General features: G+C 75.1%; 13 protein-coding genes, 1 tRNA gene and 1 pseudogene. 10 read left to right on the top strand and 5 right to left on the bottom strand.

All coding sequences use genetic code 11. The features are described 5' to 3' along the window. Positions 1–53: 53 nt before the first annotated feature. Genes obgE through rsfS form a run of 6 tightly spaced genes read left to right on the top strand, consistent with a single transcriptional unit; the run spans position 54 to position 8,405 of the window. Positions 54–1,397 (top strand): GTPase ObgE, encoded by a 1,344-nt coding sequence (gene obgE, locus C7Y72_RS14950; RefSeq protein WP_107569991.1) that lies wholly within the window; start codon positions 54–56, stop codon positions 1,395–1,397. Positions 1,398–1,434: 37 nt separating this feature from the next. Beyond that, on the top strand, positions 1,435–2,529 hold the full coding sequence (gene proB / locus C7Y72_RS14945; RefSeq protein ID WP_107569990.1) for a glutamate 5-kinase: 1,095 nt from the start codon (positions 1,435–1,437) through the stop codon (positions 2,527–2,529). A 48-nt stretch (positions 2,530–2,577) separates the two neighbouring features. Then, on the top strand, positions 2,578–6,006 hold the full coding sequence (locus C7Y72_RS14940; protein WP_107569989.1) for a sialidase family protein: 3,429 nt from the start codon (positions 2,578–2,580) through the stop codon (positions 6,004–6,006). Positions 6,007–6,051: 45 nt separating this feature from the next. Continuing rightward, entirely contained in the window at positions 6,052–7,326 is a 1,275-nt protein-coding gene (locus C7Y72_RS14935; RefSeq protein WP_107569988.1) for a glutamate-5-semialdehyde dehydrogenase, read from the top strand. Between the two features lie 13 nt (positions 7,327–7,339). Beyond that, positions 7,340–7,960, top strand: a complete 621-nt coding sequence (nadD, locus tag C7Y72_RS14930) for a nicotinate-nucleotide adenylyltransferase (protein ID WP_107569987.1) — start codon at positions 7,340–7,342, stop codon at positions 7,958–7,960. Between the two features lies 1 nt (position 7,961). Beyond that, positions 7,962–8,405, top strand: coding sequence for a ribosome silencing factor (gene rsfS, locus C7Y72_RS14925; RefSeq protein WP_233243889.1), 444 nt, complete (start codon positions 7,962–7,964; stop codon positions 8,403–8,405). A 76-nt stretch (positions 8,406–8,481) separates the two neighbouring features. Here the strand turns inward: rsfS and C7Y72_RS14920 are convergent. From C7Y72_RS14920 to C7Y72_RS14900, 5 genes and pseudogenes are all read right to left on the bottom strand, one after another. Beyond that, positions 8,482–8,554, bottom strand: a tRNA-Ala gene (locus C7Y72_RS14920). 15 nt (positions 8,555–8,569) lie between these two features. Next, positions 8,570–8,962 (bottom strand): annotated as a pseudogene (locus C7Y72_RS24280) (group I intron-associated PD-(D/E)XK endonuclease); the annotation flags it as partial. 31 nt (positions 8,963–8,993) lie between these two features. Beyond that, positions 8,994–10,598 (bottom strand): alkaline phosphatase D family protein, encoded by a 1,605-nt coding sequence (locus tag C7Y72_RS14910; protein ID WP_107569986.1) that lies wholly within the window; start codon positions 10,596–10,598, stop codon positions 8,994–8,996. Between the two features lie 57 nt (positions 10,599–10,655). Beyond that, complete coding sequence (locus tag C7Y72_RS14905) at positions 10,656–11,249, bottom strand: DivIVA domain-containing protein (RefSeq protein WP_107569985.1); 594 nt, start codon at positions 11,247–11,249, stop codon at positions 10,656–10,658. 20 nt (positions 11,250–11,269) lie between these two features. Beyond that, the gene (locus C7Y72_RS14900; protein WP_158276879.1) at positions 11,270–12,199 is read right to left on the bottom strand and encodes an alpha/beta fold hydrolase; all 930 of its coding nucleotides are present in this window, start codon (positions 12,197–12,199) and stop codon (positions 11,270–11,272) included. A 28-nt stretch (positions 12,200–12,227) separates the two neighbouring features. Here C7Y72_RS14900 and leuS point away from each other — a divergent pair, with 28 nt between their 5' ends. The 4 genes from leuS (at position 12,228) to holA (ending at position 18,662) form a co-directional block, all read left to right on the top strand. Continuing rightward, positions 12,228–14,699, top strand: coding sequence for a leucine--tRNA ligase (gene leuS / locus C7Y72_RS14895; protein WP_107569983.1), 2,472 nt, complete (start codon positions 12,228–12,230; stop codon positions 14,697–14,699). 65 nt (positions 14,700–14,764) lie between these two features. Then, the gene (locus C7Y72_RS14890) at positions 14,765–15,400 is read left to right on the top strand and encodes a ComEA family DNA-binding protein (protein ID WP_107569982.1); all 636 of its coding nucleotides are present in this window, start codon (positions 14,765–14,767) and stop codon (positions 15,398–15,400) included. Beyond that, positions 15,400–17,625, top strand: a complete 2,226-nt coding sequence (locus C7Y72_RS14885) for a ComEC/Rec2 family competence protein (protein WP_146175399.1) — start codon at positions 15,400–15,402, stop codon at positions 17,623–17,625. The genes C7Y72_RS14890 and C7Y72_RS14885 overlap by 1 nt, the downstream gene beginning before the upstream one ends. A gap of 41 nt (positions 17,626–17,666) precedes the next feature. Next, a complete protein-coding gene (gene holA, locus C7Y72_RS14880) occupies positions 17,667–18,662 on the top strand; it encodes a DNA polymerase III subunit delta (RefSeq protein ID WP_158276878.1) in 996 nt (331 codons plus the stop codon). Positions 18,663–18,736: the final 74 nt, after the last annotated feature.

Raw genomic sequence — 18,736 nt, 5'->3', positions numbered from 1 at the left:
CGTGTCACGATGGGGCGGGGAAGTCCGCCCGAGCGGATCCTCCTCTACCCGCAATGCTCTACGACAAGGCCCGCATCCACGTTCACGCCGGCGACGGCGGCAACGGCTGCATGAGCTTCCGCCGCGAGGCGCACGTGCCCCAGGGCGGGCCCGACGGCGGCGACGGCGGCCGCGGCGGGGACGTCGTGCTCGTCTGCGACGACTCGCTGCGCGACCTGCAGGTGTTCAAGCGCAGCGCCCACTACAAGGCGCAGCGCGGCCGACACGGCGAGGGCTCCCAGCGGGAGGGGGCCGACGGGCCGACGCTCGAGGTCCGCGTGCCGCCCGGCACCGAGGTCCGGCTCGACGACGGGACGATGCATGACCTCACGGTCCCCGGACGGCGCGTCGTCGTCGCCGAGGGCGGGCTCGGCGGGCGCGGCAACCGCCGCTTCAAGTCCTCCACCCGCCAGTCGCCGCGGTTCGCCGAGCTCGGTCTGCCCGGGGAGGAGCGCTGGATCGACCTGCGGCTGAAGCTGCTGGCCGACGTCGGCTTCGTCGGCGTCCCCAACGCCGGCAAGAGCTCGCTGCTGAGCGTCATGACGCGCGCCGCGCCGAAGATCGCCAGCTACCCGTTCACGACGCTCGAGCCGCAGCTCGGGACGATCGAGGCGGACGGCCGGCAGCTGATCCTCGCCGACATCCCCGGGCTCGTCGAGGGCGCCTCCGAGGGCGTCGGCCTCGGCCACGACTTCCTCGCGCACGTCGAGCGCACGCGCCTGCTCGTGCACGTCCTCGACCTCGAGCCGCTCGACGGCTCGGACCCGGAGACGAACTACGAGACGATCGAGCGCGAGCTCGCCCTGCACGACCCGCGCCTGGCGCGGCTGCCGCGGATCCTCGCGCTGTCGAAGGCCGACCTCGTCGCCCCCGAGGACGCCGAGGTCGTCGCCGAGCTGTGGCGCGAGCGGTTCGCCGCCGAGCTGCCCGAGCGCGAGGAGTGGGACGACCGGCCGCCGCAGGTCGCCACCCCGGTGGTCATCACGTCCTCGGCGACCCACCTCGGGCTCGACGACCTCGCCAAGGAGCTGTTCCGCCGGGTCCCGCTCGCCGCCCCGGAGACCGCGCCCGACCTCGGGCTCGCCGACGCGCAGGACCTCGCCGAGCACCGCGTCTTCCGGCCGGCGCGCAACAAGGGCTGGACCGTCGAGGAGATCGGCGAGGGCGAGTGGCGGGTCAGCGGCGACGCGGTCGACCGGCTGATCCTCCGGCACGACCTCGAGAACGACGAGGCCCTGCACCACGTCGAGGGCAAGCTCCACCGCATGGGCGTGATCCGCGCCCTGGAGGAGCAGGGGTTCGAGCCCGGCGACGACGTCGAGATCGGCGGCGTCGTGTTCGAGCTCGACCCGGGCTGAGGCCCGACCCGGCCGGTCCGTAAGCTTGCGGCCGCCCATGGCCCGCACCGTCGTCAAGCTCGGATCCAGCGTCGTCGCCGAGAACGACGGAACCCTGCGCGCGGAGGTCATCGCGCGGATCTGCACCGCCCTCGCGGACCGCCACGCGGCGGGGGACGACGTCGTGCTCGTCACCAGCGGCGCGATCGCCCGCGGGATGCGGATCATGGACCTGCCGGTCCGGCCGACCGCGATCGAGGACCTGCAGGCCGCCAGCGCGGTCGGGCAGGGCAAGCTCTACCGCGTCTACGACGAGCTGCTGCGTGAGCGCGACGTGACGACCGCGCAGGTGCTGCTGACGTTCTTCGACATGAGCGCGCGGCTGCACTACCTCAACGCCCGCCAGACGCTGCGCAAGCTGCTGGAGTGGCGCGTGCTGCCGGTCATCAACGAGAACGACACCACGACGACCGACGAGATCAGCTTCGGCGACAACGACTTCCTCGCCGCCCAGGTCGCGGTGCTCGTCGGGGCCGACGAGCTCGTCCTGTGCACCGACATCGAGGGCCTATTCACCGCCAACCCGCGGATCGACCCCGACGCCTCGCTCGTGCGCGAGGTCGCCGACGTCGCCGACCTCGAGGCGCTGTCGATCGGGCACGAGACGAGCGCGCTGGGCTCCGGCGGGATGCGGTCGAAGGTCGTCGCCGCCGAGATGGCGACCGCCGCCGGGATCCCGACGACGATCTGCAGCGGCATCCTGCCCGGCGCGCTGGAGGCCGTCCTCTCCGGCGAGGGGGCGGGCACGCGGTTCGCCGCCCGGCCGGCCCGCTACTCCTCGTTCAAGCTCTGGCTGAAGTACGCCAAGCCGACGCGCGGCACCGTGGTCATCGACGACGGCGCGGCCCGCGCGCTGCGTGACGGCGCCGCCTCGCTCCTGCCCGTCGGGGTCGTCGCGGTGCAGGGCAGCTTCGACGCCGGGGACGCCGTGGAGATCGTCACGCGCGCCGGCGAGCCGGTGGGCAAGGGGATCAGCACGTTCAGCCGCGACGAGCTGGCCGCGGTCGCCGGGGAGAAGACCGCGACGGTGCGCGAGCGGCTCGGCGGCGCCGCGGACGAGGCGGTCCACCGGGACTACCTCGTCCTCGGATAGGGATCCACCCCTTTCCGGCGACGTCTGTCGCGAGTAGGCTGCGCGCCCATGATCGAGCGCACGACGGCGCGCGGGCGCGGCCGTCTCCCGGGTGTCCTCCTCGCCGTTGCGACCGCAGCCGCCTGCGTGGTCCCGGCCGCCGACGCGCAGCGGACACCGGCCAAGCGCCCGGTCCAGAAGGGCGGCGTCTACTCGACCCCCGGGTACAAGGGCACGCGGACGCTCCCGCGCACCGGTCCCGCACCCGCGCCGCCGTCCGTCGCGCTCTCCGCAGACGGCTGGAAGCCCGACGTGCTCGTCGACGCGGCAGGCACCGCCCACGTCGTCTGGGTCACCAACGCGCCGGCGCCCGGGAACGACCAGATCTCCTACTGCCGGCTCCCGCGCGGCGCCACCGCCTGCGCGAACCCGAACACGACGCCGTTCGACCCGGCCCTCACGCCGTCGGCGGACTTCGCCGGTCCGCGGATCCTCCAGGTCGGCGACGGGCTCGTCGTCCTCACCTCCCGCTACCCCGCCGTCGTGCAGCACCCGGACGGACAGACCAGCGACCGCACGCTCTACGCGTACACCTCCACCGACGGCGGGCAGACGTGGAGCCCGCCGACGATCGTCGGCACGCAGGAGGCGTCGGGCGACGCCGTCGTCTTCGGCGGGGCCGCACCGCGGCTCGGGGTCATCTCCGACACCCAGACCGGCGGCACGGTCTTCCAGTCGGTCGTCCCCGGCCAGTACTCGCGGGCCACCGCGCTGCTCGGGCCCGGCGACCAGGCCTACGACGGGTCGCTGGCGCTCGAGGGCGACCAGCCGGTGGCCGCGTTCGCCGACCTGTCCGGCAACACGATCGTGCGCCGCCTGCCCGCGGGCGCCGACCCCGCCGACGCCGCCGCCTGGACCAGCACCGTCGTGCCGGGCGCCGAGGAGCCGCGCCTGGCGAGCGGTCCCCGCGGGCCGTTCCTCCTCAGCCGCGCGGGCCTGCGCGCCCCCTACGAGGTCCGCCCGCTCACCGGCGGTGCGGTCGGTGCGCCCGTCCCGCTGGCGCTGCCCGACCTCGCCACCGGCAGCCAGCGCGAGCTCGCCCAGGACCCGGCCGGGGCGCTCCACGCCGTCTTCGCCGACGCGATCGGCACGACGCTGCTGGCCAGCGACTCCACCGACGGCGGCCGCTCCTGGTCGCCGCCCCGGACCGCGGCGATCGCGCAGGGGGCGTTCGACGGCCTGCGCTCCGCGGCCGCCGCCGACGGGGGAGGGGTCACCGTGTACCGCAAGGACCCGACCGGCCTGACCAGCGGCACGATCGGCCTCAGCGCCTTCGGGACGCTCTCCCCGACCGGGGTGCCCGGCCTCGGGGCGCTCGCCGGCGGCGGCATCCCCGGCGCGACCGCGGGCTGCGACGGCGTGCGCGTCGGCGACCTGCAGATCCGCCCCCAGCAGGGCTGCCTGCTGCCGAGCGTCGACCCGAAGTACCCGGGGGCGTCCGTCTCCGAGGGCGAGGTCGACCTCATGGGCCTGATCCTGCGGCCGGACCCCGGCGTGCGGATCCTGCTCGACCCGCGCCGCGCCCGCCTCGACACGACCGGCAAGGTGCGGGTGCTGCTGCGCGGCGCCGGCCTCGAGGTCACGCTGCTGCACGAGGAGCTGCACATCCAGTTCCCCGACACGCGCGAGGGCGGCACGCTCCTGGACTTCGACCCCGCCGACGTGAAGCTCGCGGGCTTCCCGATCTCCGGGCGCATCAAGGTCCTGCTGACCAGGACCGGCGTGCGGATCCCGATCCAGCTCTCGCTCCCCGGCGCCTTCGGCGGCATCACCGGCGACGCCACGCTCCTGGCCGAGCTCGGCAAGGGCGTCACGCTCGACAGCGTGAAGCTCGCCGTCAAGCGGGCGCCGGTCGGACCGCTCGAGGTCCGCGACCTGCTGATCTCCTACAGCGGCGGCACCGAGACCTGGCGCGGGGCGGCGCTCGTCGTCCTGCCCGGCGGCGCCGCGCTCGGCGCGGACGTCACGTTCGTCGGCGGCCGCTTCACGATGGGCGACTTCCGTGTCCGCCCGCCGTTCCCCGGGGTGCTCATCGCCCCGAACACGTACTTCACCGAGGTTCGCGGCGGCTTCGCGCTCGACCCCGTGCAGATCAAGGTCGGGGCCTCCTTCGGCGCCTTCCCGATCGCGCCCCCGTCCACCTACACCGTCGGCGTCGACGGCGACCTCACGCTCACGATCGACGGCGGCAGCGTCCTGCTGCGCTTCGACGGGCGCGGCAGCATCGCCGGGATCTCGCTCGCGACCGCGGCGCTGCAGGCCACCACCGACGGGTACGCGGACCTCACCGCCGGCTACGACGTCGACCTCAAGGCCGTCCGCGTCAAGGGCAGCATCGAGGGGTTCCTCGACGGCCGCCGCGGGCAGTTCGGCGCGAAGGGCAGCGCCGACGTCGAGCTCGCCGGGTTCCTCCCGGCGACCGGCTCGCGCGCCGCGATCTCCAACAAGGGGTTCGGGGCCTGCTACTCGGTGGCGGGCGCCGGCGCCTACGTCGGCTACCTGTTCGACAAGCCGATCCCCTCCGGCGTGCGGATCGGCGTCGGCTGTGACCTGACGGCGTTCACGATCGAACGGCCCGGCCTGCGGCTCGCTCCGCGGCAGGTCCCCGGGGGCCGCACGTTCACGGTCACGGCGGGCACGAAGATCCAGAACGTCGAGCTGAACGCCACGGCCGGCAGCCCGGCGGTGACGCTGATCGGGCCCGACGGCGCCACGGTCACACCGGCCGACGCGCGCACCACCGGCTCCTTCGCCGGTCCCGCCGTCGTGCTGCCGCTGCCCGACGCGGCCCGCACCCTGGTCGTCCTGAACGACCCCAAGCCCGGCGTCTGGACGGTCGCGCCCGCCCCGGACTCCCCGGCGATCACCGAGCTGCTCGTGGCCCGGGACGCCAAGCCGGTGAAGGTGACCGCCACGGTCACGCGGCGCGGCGCCCGCCGCGTCCTGCGCTACCGGATCGCCGACCGCGGCGGGGCGGTCGTGCGCTTCTCCGAGCAGGGCGCGCGCGCCGCGGTCGCCTCGCTCGGGACGGCGACCGGGGACCGCGGCACGCTGACGTTCACCCCGGCCGACGGCCCGGGCGGCCGCCGGCAGATCGTCGCGCTCGTCAGCCGCGGCGACCTGCCGCTGAGCGCCCCGGTCGTCGCGACCTACACCGCGCCCGCACCGCAGCGGCCCGCGACCGTCCGCGGCGTGCGCGCGCGGCGCACCAGCGGGGCGGTCACGGTGCGCTGGCGCGCCGCGGCCCGCGCCACCGGCTACGTCGTGCGCGTGCGCGGGCGCAGCTCCGGCCGCACGCTCGCCCGCGTCCTGGGGAGCCGCTCCCGCAGCGTCCGGATCACCGGCGTCAGCGCCGACGACGGCCGCCTCACCGTCACCGTGACCGGCCGCGACCGGCGCGGCCGCCTCGGGCGCGCGAGCACCGTGCGCGTGCGGTAGGCGCACCGCACGGGCCGCCCGGGGCCGGTGACGTACCCTTCCGGCATGGCCACGACGACCAGCAGCGTCACCGACATCTGCCTCGCGGCGCAGGAGGCCTCGCGGCAGCTCGCCGCGACCGACAGCGCCACCAAGGACCGGGCGCTGCACGCGATCGCCGACGCGCTCGTGGCCCGCACGCCGGAGATCCTCGAGGCCAACGGCCGCGACATGGACGCCGGCCGCGAGAACGGCCTGGACGCCGCGCTCCTGGACCGGCTGCTGCTCGACGCCGACCGGGTCGCCGCGATCGCCGCCCAGGTCCGCGACATCGCCGCGCTGCCCGACCCGGTCGGGGAGGTCATCGACGGCAAGCGCCTGCCCAACGGCCTCGACGTCAAGAAGGTCCGCGTCCCGCTCGGGGTCGTCGCCGTCGTCTACGAGGCCCGGCCGAACGTCACGATCGACGCCGCCGCGCTGTGCCTGAAGTCCGGCAACGCGATCGTGCTGCGCGGCTCGTCGTCGGCCGCCCACTCCAACGCCGTGCTCGCCGGGATCGCCGCGCAGGCTGCCGAGGAGGCCGGGCTGCCCGCCGGCACGATCGGCCTCGTCGCCGGCGGCGGGCGCGAGGAGCTCGCCGAGCTCGCCACCCAGACCGGCATCGTCGACCTGATCATCCCGCGCGGCGGCGAGGGCCTGAAGAACGCGCTGAAGGGCGTCGCGACCGTGCCCGTCATCTACGCCGCGTCCGGCAACTGCCACGTGTTCGTCGACGCGTCCGCCGACGTCGCGACCGCCGTCGAGATCGTCCTCAACGCCAAGACGCAGCGGCCCGGCGTCTGCAACGCCGCGGAGACGCTGCTCGTGCACGCCGACGCCGCACCGGCCGTGCTGCCCGCCGCGCTCGGCGCCCTGCGCGACGCCGGGGTCGAGCTGCGCGTCGACGGCCGCACCCGGGCGCTCGCGGGCGCCGACCTCGCCGCCGGCCTGCTCGACGCCGGCGAGGAGGACTGGGACACCGAGTTCCTCGCCCTCACCCTGGCGGTCGGCGTCGTCGACTCCGTCGACGAGGCGATCGCGCACGTCAACCGGCACGGCTCGGGGCACTCGGAGGCGATCGTCACGAACGACGCCGCGGCGGCGCGCGCGTTCGAGCTGGGCGTCGACGCCGCCTGCGTGTACGTGAACGCCTCGACCCGCTTCACCGACGGGGGCGAGTTCGGCATGGGCGCCGAGATCGGCAACTCCACCCAGAAGCTCCACGCGCGCGGCCCGATCGGCCTGCGCGAGCTCTGCGCCTTCAAGTACGTCGTCACCGGCGACGGCCACGTCCGCGGGTAGGCCGGCCGCGCGCGTGGCCCGCGTCGGGATCCTCGGCGGGACGTTCAACCCGCCGCACATCGGCCACCTCGTCTGCGCCGCGTCGGCGCGCGAGCAGCTCGGCCTGGACCACGTGGTGCTCATGCCGGTGTTCGTGCCGCCGCACAAGACCGTCACCGACGACCCGGGCCCGCAGGAGCGCCTCGAGCTCTGCCGGCTGGCGGTCGCCGACGACCCGGGGCTGCGCGTCAGCGCCCTGGAGGTCGAGCGCGGCGGCCCGTCCTACACCGTCGAGACGCTCCGGGCCCTGCAGGACGCCCGTCCCGAGGACGAGCGCTGGTTCATCGTCGGCGGCGACATGGCGCAGTCGCTGCCGACCTGGCGCGAGCCCGAGGGCGTGCTGGCGCTCGCGACCCTCGCGGTGGCCGAGCGGGAGGGCATCACCCGGCAGGACGTCCTGGACCGGGTCGCGGGCCTCGCGGGCGCCGCGGAGCGGGTCCGCTTCTTCGACGTCCCGCGGATGGACCTGTCCTCCTCGCTGCTGCGCCGCCGGCTCGCCGAGGGCCGCACGGTCCGTCATCTCGTGCCCGCCGCGGTGGAGCGGCGGATCGACGAGCGCGGGTTCTACCGGCGGAACCCCTACCCTGGAGGGTGACGTGACGCCCATCAGCACCGACAACGCCGTGACCGACGACCAGCCGTTCGAGGACCCGACGCTCCTGGCGTCGGCGATCGCCGGCCTCGCCGCGGACAAGAAGGCGACCGACATCGTCGCCCTGGACCTCCGCGGGGTCAGCGGGTTCACCGACGTGTTCGTCGTGTGCACCGGCAACACCGACCGCCAGGTCAAGGCGATCCACGACAGCATCCACAAGGGCCTCAAGGACGACCACCGGATGCTCCCCCGGCGGGTCGAGGGCCTGACCGAGTCCCGCTGGGTCCTGATGGACTACTGGGACGCCGTCGTGCACGTCTTCACGCCCGACACGCGAGAGTACTACCGGCTCGAGCAGCTCTGGGGCGACGTGCCGCGGATCGAGATCGATCCCGCCGTGCTCGGCACCGGGCCCGCCGCGGACGAGCCGGACGCCGACGCCTGACCCGCGCGCCCGTCCCTCCTGGACGGGCACCGCCGGGAACGACGAAGGCCGCCCGTTCAGGCGGCCTTCGTGCGAGTGGAGCTAGGCGGGCTCGAACCGCCGACCTCGTGACTGCCAGTCACGCGCTCTTCCAGCTGAGCTATAGCCCCGGGCAGGTCGTACTGCTCCGCCATCCTAACACCGACGCGCTGGTTGTTCTTTGCGGGTGCGATCCGCAGGCGGAGCTCGTGGTGGCCGCCCGCCTCGGCGACCGGGACGAGCAGGACGCGATCGAGCGCTCCGCAGTAGACCGCGAACAGCTCGAGCTCCGACGCGTCGTAGGTCGTGCGCACGTAGCCGCGCGTGGGGGAGTGCCGGCACGTGCCCGTCCGGACCACGATCACGTCCCCGCACAGGCGGCCCCACTTGCACTGCACGCGGTAGAGCCGGTGCGCGACGTCGAAGACGAGGTCGTAGCGGCGGCCGTCGGAGAGCGGCCGGGAGACGACCACGCCGAGCCGCGTGGCCTCGGCGGCGATCCGCAGCTCGGCGACGGCGCCCTTGTCTCCCGAATGCACGAACACATGTTCGCATCGAGGGCGGACGGCGTCAGGCGGTGCGCTCGACCACCGGGCGGCCGTCGGCGACGCGGAAGGACGCGACCGCGACGGGGTCCGCCGCCGGGGACCGGACCGTCGAGACGCCCTTGAAATCGACGCGCAGCTCCTGGGCGCGGGCCTCGAGGACCGCGTAGCCGTGACGGCGGAAGTCGGCGAAGCGCAGGTGCGGGTTGGTCAGCGTGAGGTTGCCCGTGATCAGGTCGGACTGCTCCTTGCTCAGCCCGGGCAGCGTCAGCGACCGGTGGCTCACCGACGCGCCGACGAACTCCGTCCCGACGCGCCGCCCGTCGACCCGGCCCGTGGTGTGCAGGTCGCCGGCGAAGTAGCTGTGCACGTCCCCGACGATGCTCGTGAGGTTGCGCACGCCGCGTGCGCGGAAGTGCTCGAGGACCTCGCGGCGCTCGGCGCCGTAGCCCGCCCAGTCGTCGACCTGGGAGGGCAGCCCGGGCGCGACGTCGAGCGCCATCATCATCTGCGCGTTGCCGAGGACCTTCCAGGTCGCGTCCGAGGCGGGGACGCGGTCCTTCAGCCACGCCTTCTGGGCGTCGCCGAGGCGCTTGCGCGGTGCGTCGACGGTGGCGCACGGCGGTCCGGAGTCGAAGCTCACGTCGCCGCACGGCTGCGGGTCCCGGTACTGCCGGGTGTCGAGCAGGAACAGCTCGGCGTGCCGGCCCAGGCGCAGCGAGCGGTAGACCTTGAAGCGGTCGACGCCGCGCGGGCGCGGGACCGGCATCCACTCGAAGTAGGCGAGGATCCCGTTGCGCCGCTTCTCCGCGAAGGGGACGGCCCGCTCCCCGACGGGCGAGGGCCCGGAGGACGGGCCCTCGCCGGCCCAGTTGCCCTCGACCTCGCAGTCGTCCCAGATCGACACGACCGCGTGCGCGGCGTGCATGTCCTGCAGCCGCTCGTCCGACCGGTAGGTCCGGTGCCGGGCCCGGAACTGCGCGAGCGTCTCGACGTGCCCGTTGGGCAGCCCGGAGGTGTCGCGGCGCTCGGGGGAGATCGGGGTCGCGTCCTCCTCGTAGAGGTAGTCGCCCAGTGACACCACGAGGTCGACGTCGTCGCGGGCCAGCAGCGCCTGCGGCGTGAACCAGCCGTGCTCGTAGCGCTGGCAGGAGAAGAACGCGATCCGGACCGGCTCGGCGCTGTCGGCGGGGCGCAGCGTCGTGAACCGTCCGATCCGGGAGCTCGTCGTGCGGGTCGCGAAGCGGTACCAGTACGGGCGGCCGGGCTCCAGCCGCGGGGAGGCGACCTGCACGCGCGCGGTGCCGTCGCGCAGCGACGACGCGTCGACCACGCCGTCGAGGAGGACGCGGCCGAAGCCCGGGTCGTCGGCGACCTCCCAGCGCAGCCGCTCGCGGCCCGGGGCGGTCCGCTCGCCGAGCTCGTCCAGCCGCGTCCACAGCAGCGCACCGCGCTCGGTCGGCAGGCCGGCCGCGACCCCGCTCCCGAACCGCCCGGCGCGCGCGAGCGGGCTCCGTCGCGCCCGCGCCGCCACGGACGTGAGCGGGAATGCGCCGGAACCGGCGAGCGCGGCGCCGCCGGCGACGAGCAGCCGCCGACGGGTCAGCCCGGGGGACGGGGGAGCGGTCATGCCCCGGATGCTTCACGGTCCGGGAGCGACCGCCGTGAAGCGGATGTGAAGGGCGCGTCAGCGACGCCGACGGTGGCGCTGCGGCGTGTAGTCGCGGCTGAACTCCGGGATCTCGATCTCGGCGGGCAGGTCCGCCGGGTCGAGCGCCGGGGTGTCGTCGGAGGACGGGGTGCGCCGGGAGGCGCGGATCGGCTGGAGCGCCTCGGCGTCGACGATCCCGGGACGGGCCGGGGCGGCGGGCAGCGACCGCGCGGGCTGCGGGCCGTCCGGGGTCGCCGCGTCGAGCTGCGAGACGAGCTCGCGGTGGGTGCGCTGGACGTCGCGCAGGATCGTCTGCGCGTTGCGGCGCAGCGAACCGCCCATCTCCTCGAGCTCGCGGCTGGCACGCTCCCCGCGGTCCATGACCTCGCGTGCGGCGACGCGCGCCTCACCGACGATCGTGCGGGCCTGCTCGCGCGCCTGGGCGAGGATCTCCTTCGCCTCCTCCTCGGCGGCGTCGACCCGGTGCTGGGCCGCGCGGTCCGCCTCGGCGATGCGCTCCTTTGCGCGCTGCTCGGTCTCGGCGCGCAGCTGGGCGGCCGCCTGCTCGGCGGCGTCGATGATGGCCTGCACGCGGGCAGGCAGGCTCGCGGAGTCGCCCGGCTGGGTCACAGCCACAGGGTACGACCGCCTCAGAGACGATCCCGCAAGAACGCGGTCACGGTGCGGTTCAGCAGGTCCGCGCGCTCCCACTGCAGGAAGTGCCCGGCACGCGGCACCACGAACGGCCCGACGAGGTCGCGGAACGCCACTTCGCAGCGCTCCATGAAGTCCGGGTAGATGACGTGGTCGTCGGGCCCGTACAGGACGAGGGTGGGGACGTCGGAGACCTCGAACCACCGCGGCTTCTCTGAGACGCGAAGCGCCCCGACGCCGCTCTCGTAGTTCCCGAACCCGGCGCGCAGGTGCTCCGCGGACGCGAACGGCTCGGTCATGAAGTCGACCTCCGCGCGCCGGAACCCGCCCGGCGTGCCCCACAGGCGGGACCCGTAGAACTGCGCGACGTACGCCCGGCGCCGTTCCGGCGTGTCCAGTTCGGCTGCGAGCCCGTCCGCGTCCCGCCCCTGACGGACGTAGTAGTCCGCGGCCGCCCGCACCTGCGGCGACACCTCGTTCGACAGCCCCGCGGCCTCGTACTCCACAGGCAGCATCGGGAGGATCGAGTTGAACAGGACCTGCCGCTCGACGAACCCGTCGAAGCGCAGCCCGAGGTCCTGGATCACGCCGCCGCCGAGGTCGCTCCCGACCGTCGAGCACCGCGGATGTCCCAGCACGTCGTGCACGAGCGCGTGGAGGTCGCGCGCGTGCGCGGCGAGGTCGTGGAAGCCGTCGTCGGGGATGCCGCTGTCCCCGAAGCCGCGCAGGTCGGGGACGATCACCTCGAACCCCGCGGCGGCCAGCGGCGCGATGTTCCGCCACCAGATCCGCTTGGTCTCCGGCCACCCGTGGACGAGCAGCAGCGGGTACCCACCGACCCCTTCCCGGACGTAGGCCAGGGAGACCCCGGTCCGAACCTCGGAGACGTGGACGTCGAAGGCCGCGGGGGAGAGCAGGTCCGTCACCCCGCGAAGCCTATTCTTGGGCGCAGGTATGACCGAGCTGAGCTACACCCCGTCGGAGATCGAGCCGCGCTGGCAGGAGATCTGGGAGACCGAGCGCACCTGGGAGGTCGGAAACGACGAGGACGACCGGGAGAAGAGCTACGTGCTCGTCATGCTCCCGTACCCCTCCGGGGAGCCGCACATCGGCCACCTGAAGGTCTACTCGGTCGGCGACGCGGTCGCGCACTTCCACCGCCGCGCCGGCAAGCGCGTGCTGAACCCGATGGGCTACGACGCCTTCGGCCTGCCCGCGGAGAACAACGCGATCAAGACCGGGCAGCACCCGCGCGACAGCACCGCGAAGTCGATCGCCTCCTTCCAGCGGCAGTTCCGCGAGTGGGGCATCTCGATCGACTGGACGCGCGAGTTCGGCACGCACGAGCCGACGTACTACCGCTGGACGCAGTGGATCTTCCTGCAGCTGTTCCACCACGGCCTCGCGTATCGCAAGGACTCGGCCGTCAACTGGTGTCCCAACGACGCCACCGTCCTCGCCAACGAGCAGGTCGTCGACGGGAGGTGCGAGCGCTGCGGCCACGAGGTCGAGATCCGCCAGCTCGAGCAGTGGTTCTTCCGCATCACCGACTACGCGGACCGGCTCGTCGAGGACCTGTCGACGATCGACTGGCCCGAGCACGTCAAGACGATGCAGCGCAACTGGATCGGCCGCTCCGAGGGCGCCGAGGTCAACTTCCGCTGCGAGGACCTCGGCATCGACTACCCGGTCTTCACCACGCGGCCCGACACGCTGTTCGGCGCGACGTTCTTCGTGATGGCGCCCGAGCACCCGGACATCGAGCGGCTCGCGCAGGGCAGCGGCAACGAGGAGGCGGTGCGCGAGTACGTCAACCGCTCGCTGACCCGCGACAAGGAGGAGCGCGGCGACGCCGACCGCCAGAAGACGGGCGTGTTCCTCGGCCGCACCGTGACCAACCCGGTCAACGGCGAGCAGCTGCCGATGTACGTGGCCGACTACGTGCTGATGGAGTACGGGACTGGCGCGATCATGGCGGTCCCCGGGCACGACCAGCGCGACTACGACTTCGCGACCGCGTACGACCTGCCGATCCGTCGCGTCGTCGAGGGCGCGCCCGAGGACGGCGGTGACGAGCACGGCCTGCCCTACCCGGGCGACGGTCCGCTGGTGAACTCGCATCCGGACTTCGACGGGACGCCGAACCGCGAGGCGCTGCGCGCGATCGTCGACTGGCTGGACCGCGAGGGCAAGGGCCACCAGTCGGTGAACTACCGGCTGCGCGACTGGCTGCTGTCGCGCCAGCGCTACTGGGGCTGCCCGATCCCGATCGTGCACTGCGACGCCTGCGGGATCGTGCCGGTCCCGGAGGACGAGCTCCCGGTCGAGCTGCCCGACGTCGAGGACTACGCGCCGAAGGGGAGGTCGCCGCTGGCGGCGGCCGAGGACTGGGTCGCGACGACCTGCCCGACGTGCGGCGGTCCGGCCCGCCGCGAGACCGACACGATGGACACGTTCGTGGACTCGTCCTGGTACTTCCTGCGCTACTGCGACCCGCGCAACGACGAGGCCGCGTGGGATCCGCGGATCGTCGCCCAGTGGTCCCCGGTCGACCAGTACATCGGCGGCGTCGAGCACGCGATCCTGCACCTGCTCTACGCGCGGTTCTTCGTCAAGGCGCTGCACGACCTCGGCCACGTCTCCCACGACGAGCCGTTCTCGCGGCTGTTCACCCAGGGCATGATCCTGGGGGAGGACGGCGAGAAGATGTCGAAGTCGCGCGGCAACGTCGTCTCGCCGCGGGACATCGCGGCGGAGTTCGGCGTCGACACGGCCCGCTGCTACGTCCTCTTCATCGGCCCGCCCGACCAGGACGCCAAGTGGGACATCGAGGGCGTCGGCGGCGTCCACCGCTTCCTCACGCGGCTCTGGCGCCTGTCGGCCACGGTCGCGCAGGAGCTGCCCGACCACCCGGTGCCCGACGAGCTGTCCGGGGACGACCTGGCGCTGATGCGCAAGGCGCACTGGGCGATCGAGAAGGTCACCGCCGACATGGCGGGCCGGTTCGCGTTCAACACGGCGATCGCCGCCGTGATGGAGCTGACGAACGAGTGCTCGCGGGCCTACAACGTCGGCTCGCCGTCGCCCGGGCCGTTGCGGTTCGCGCTGGCGACGGCCGCGTCGCTGCTGTTCCCGTTCGCGCCGCACACGGCCTCGGACGCCTACGAGCGGCTGACGGGCGATCGCGTGTGGGAGGAGCCGTGGCCCGCCGCCGACCCGGACTTCCTCGACGAGGACACGTTCGAGCTCGTCTGCCAGGTGCAGGGCAAGGTCCGTGACCGGCTCCAGGCGCCGTCGAGCGCGACGCCCGAGGAGCTGAAGGCGCTCGCGCTGGGCTCCGAGAAGCTCGCCCCGTACCTCGAGGGGAAGACGATCGTCAAGGAGATCGTCGTCCCCGGGAAGCTCGTGAACATCGTCGTGCGCTGAACCGGCACGGGACCGTCACGGTCCCGTGCTGCGCCGTCACACGGTCGCGCCTAGCGTGCGTGCGCGTGACCGAGGTGCCGCGAACGCAGGTCGTGCTGTACGTCCTGGTCGTCGCCGCGGTCGCGCTGCTCGGGGCCCGGGCGCTGCGCCCGCAGGTCCTGCCGGACCCCGCGGCCCCGGCCGCCCCGGCGACCGCCGGCGGCCGCGACCCGTCGGACAGCGCGGAGACGTCGTCCGCCGAGCCCGCGGTGCGCACGCCGGCCGGTCGCCGCGTCGTCGTGCACGTCGCCGGGGCGGTGCGCCGGCCGGGCGTCTACCGGCTGCGCGAGGGCGACCGCGTCGGGGACGCGGTCCGGCGCGCGGGCGGCGGTCGCGGGGGCGCGGACCTCGACCAGGTGAACCTCGCCGCGAAGGTCACCGACGGCCAGCAGGTGCTCGTGCCCGCCCGCGCGGGCACCGCCGCGGCCGGCGTGGCGGCGGCGACCGGGCCCGCGGGAACGGCGCCCGGGGTGCCGCTGAACCTCAACACGGCGACACTCGAGCAGCTCGACACGCTCGACGGGGTCGGTCCGGCGACCGCCCAGAAGATCGTCGACGAGCGGACGCGGCGCGGCGGCTTCCGCAGCGTCGAGGACCTCGGCGACGTGCCCGGCATCGGCCCCAAGCGGCTCGAGGCGCTGCGCGACCGGGTCCGCGTGTGATGCGGGCGGCGCTCCTCGCGCACCCGCGGCACGTCGCGCTGCTCGCCGTCGTCTCGGGACTGGCCGGCGGCCCGCTCGCCGCCGCGGTCGCGGCGGTCGTCCTCGCCGCACTGCTCGCGGGACGGCGGGCGCTCGTCGCCCTCGTCGTGGTGGCGGCGTTCGGCGGGGCCTGGGTCGCCCAGGCGCGCACGGCGGCGCTCGAGCGCACCGCGCTCGCCGGGCCGGCGCGCGCCGGGGTCACGGTCGTGCAGGACGTCGTCCTGCTCGCCCCGGTGCGGACCGGGGCGCGCGGCTCGCGCACCGCGCTCGTGCGGCTGCGCGGCGAGCCCGTGCTGCTGCGCCTGCCGGGGCCGGCGCAGGGGCCGGCGCCGACCGTCGGCACGGTCCTCGCGATCCGGGGGCGGCTGGCCCCGGCGGACCGGCACGCCCGCCTGCTGCGCGCCCACGCGGTCCTGCGGGCCACGACGGTCGCGCCGACCGGACGCCGCCGCGGTGGCGTGCCGGGCGCGCTGGACCGCGTGCGCGATCGCGCGCAGGACGCGCTGGTCGCCGCGCTGCGTCCCGACGCGGGCGCGCTGCTGCGCGGCATGGTCCTCGGCGACGACAGCGGCCTGCCCGACCGGCTGCGGGACGCGCTGCGCGACGCCGGGCTCGCGCACCTCGTCGCGGCCAGCGGCCAGAACGTCGTGCTGCTCGCCACGCTCGTCCTGCTCGTCGGGGCCGCGCTCGGGCTGCCGCTGTCCGCGCGCCTCGGGGTCGCCCTGGTCCTCGTCGCGCTCTACGTGCCGCTCGCGGGCGCCGGGCCCTCGATCCAGCGTGCCGGGGTCATGGGGGCCGCGGGCCTCGTGGCGGCGCTCGCGGGCCGCCCGGCGTCGCGCTGGTACGCGGTCCTCCTGGCCGCCGCCGCGACGCTCGTGCTCGACCCGCGCGCCACCGGCGACGTCGGCTGGCGGCTGTCGTTCCTGGCCGTGCTGGGCCTGCTGGTCGCCGCGCCGCCGCTGCGCGCGGCGCTCGTGCGCCGCCGCGTCCCCGGGCCGCTCGCCGACGCGCTCGCCACCACGGTCGCCGCGACCCTGGCGACCGCCCCGCTGCTGGCGCTGACCTTCGGTCAGACGTCGCTCGTCACGCTGCCGGCGAACGTCCTGGCAGCGCCGCTCGTGGCCCCGGTGATGTGGACGGGCTTCGTCGCCGCCGCGCTCGGTCAGGGCCTGCCCGCGATCGGCGCGCAGGTCGCGTCGCTCGCGGCGCTGCCGCTGGAGCTGCTCGTCGCCGTCGGCGTGCGCGCCGCCGCGATCCCCGGGGCGACCGCCGCCGTCCCGGCTGCGCTCGTCACCGCCGTGTGCGGGCTGGGACTGGCCGCGATCCGCTGGCCGCGGGTGCGCGCCGCCACGCCGGGCCTGTTGCTCGCGCTCGTCGCGCTCGGCCTGGCGCTCGCCCCGCGCCCCGAGGCGGTGCTCGCGCGGCCCGCCGGGCTGCGCCTCGCGTTCCTCGACGTCGGGCAGGGCGACGCGACGCTCGTCCAGCACGGGGACCACGCGATCCTCGTCGACGCCGGACCGCCCGACGGGGGCGTGGTCGAGCGGCTCGCGCAGCTCGGGGTGCGGCGCCTGGACGTCCTCGTGGTGACGCACGCCCAGGACGACCACGACGGGGGCGCGCCCGCCGTGCTCGACGCGCTGCCGGTCGGGCTCGTGCTCGACGGCCGTGACGGACAGTCCTCCGCCCAGGGGCCGCGGCTCGTCGCGGCCGCCCGGGCCCGCCACGTGCCGCGCCGCCCACCCGACCGCGGCCAGCTCGTGCGCGCCGGGCCGATCACGCTGCGGGTGCTCTCCCCGGTGGCCGCGCCCGCCGCGCGCCACGCGGGCGAGGACCCCAACGACCGGGCGATCGTGCTCGAGCTCGTCGCCGGCGCGTTCCGCGCGCTGCTGCCCGCCGACGCGGAGTCCGCGGTCCTGCTCGGGCTGCCCGACCTGCGGGCCGCCGACGTGCTGAAGGTCAGCCACCACGGCAGCGCCGACGACGCCCTTCCGCGCCTGCTGGAGCGCGTCGACCCGCACCTGGCCGTCGTCAGCGCGGGCCGCGGCAACCGCTTCGGGCACCCGCACCCGGACACCGTCCGGGCGCTCGCGGCCCGGCCGGGCCTGGCGGTCCGCCGCACCGACCGCGACGGCACCGTCGTCGTCGACGTGCGCGCCGGCGGGCCGCTGGTCCGCACGCTGCGCTGACGCCCGGCGGCGCATCCGGGGCGCGGCCTATCCTGGGAGCGGTGAGCACCCCCGCCGCCGCCGTCTGGAAGCCCGCCTACCTCATCCACGGGGACGACCACGGTCGCATCACCGAGCGCCGCTCCGGACTGCGGGCCCGCGCCGAGGCGGAGTCCGACAGCGGCGGCATCGAGCTCTACGAGGGCGACGACGCCCAGCCGGAGGTCGTCGCCGGCGCCCTCTGCGCGATGACGTTCGCGACCGGCCGTCGCTTCCTCGTCGTCGACGGCGTCGAGCGCTGGAAGGACGACGCCGTCAAGCGGCACCTCGTGCCCGTCCTGGCCGCGATCGGCCCGGACACCACGGTCGCGTTCTTCGGCCGCGAGGACGGTCGCGCGAAGGTCCCGGCGTCGCTCGGCAAGGCGGTCGCCGCCGCCGGCGGCGTCGTGCGCGCGGAGACCGCGGTGAAGGGCCGCGAGATGATCCCGTGGGTCCGCGGCGAGGCGGGCCGCCACGGCATCGAGCTCGACGGGGTCGCCGCCGCCACGCTCGTCGGCGAGGTCGGGGAGCGCCAGCAGCGTCTCGTCCGCGAGCTCGAGAAGCTCGCGCTCTACCACGGCCGCGGCGCGCGCCTGGGGGAGGACGATGTCCGCGTCCTCGCCGCCTCCTCCTCGGAGACGCAGATCTGGGGGTTCGTCGACGCGGTCGCCGGCGGGGACGGTCGCCGCGCGGTCCGCGAGTACCTCGCGCTGCGCGAGCAGGGGGAATCGCTGCCGCGGCTCGTCCCGATGATCGCCAAGCGCATCCGCGAGGTGCTGGGGATCGCGCAGCAGCTCGCCGCCGGCGCCTCGCCGGCGCAGGTGAAGGCCGGCTTCAAGGGCAGCCCGTGGGCGGCGGACAAGCGGATCAAGGAGGCGCGCGGCGCCGACCCCGACCGGTTGCGCGTCGCGCTGGAGACGCTCGCCGACCTCGAGCTCGACACGCGCGGGGGCAGCACGCTGGACCAGGAGACCTCGGCGCTGCTGGCGATCGGCCGGATCACCGGCCGGGCGGCCTGAGGCGGTCCGGGAACGCGAAAAGGCCCGCCGGTGGGGCGGGCCTGGACCGACGATCGCGCGGGGCGACCGGGGTG

The organism is Paraconexibacter algicola, assembly GCF_003044185.1.
In the GTDB taxonomy this organism is placed as follows: Bacteria; Actinomycetota; Thermoleophilia; order Solirubrobacterales; family Solirubrobacteraceae; genus Paraconexibacter; species Paraconexibacter algicola.
The sequence above is the reverse complement of the archived record's forward strand: the minus strand, read 5'-3'. Positions and strand labels throughout refer to the sequence as shown.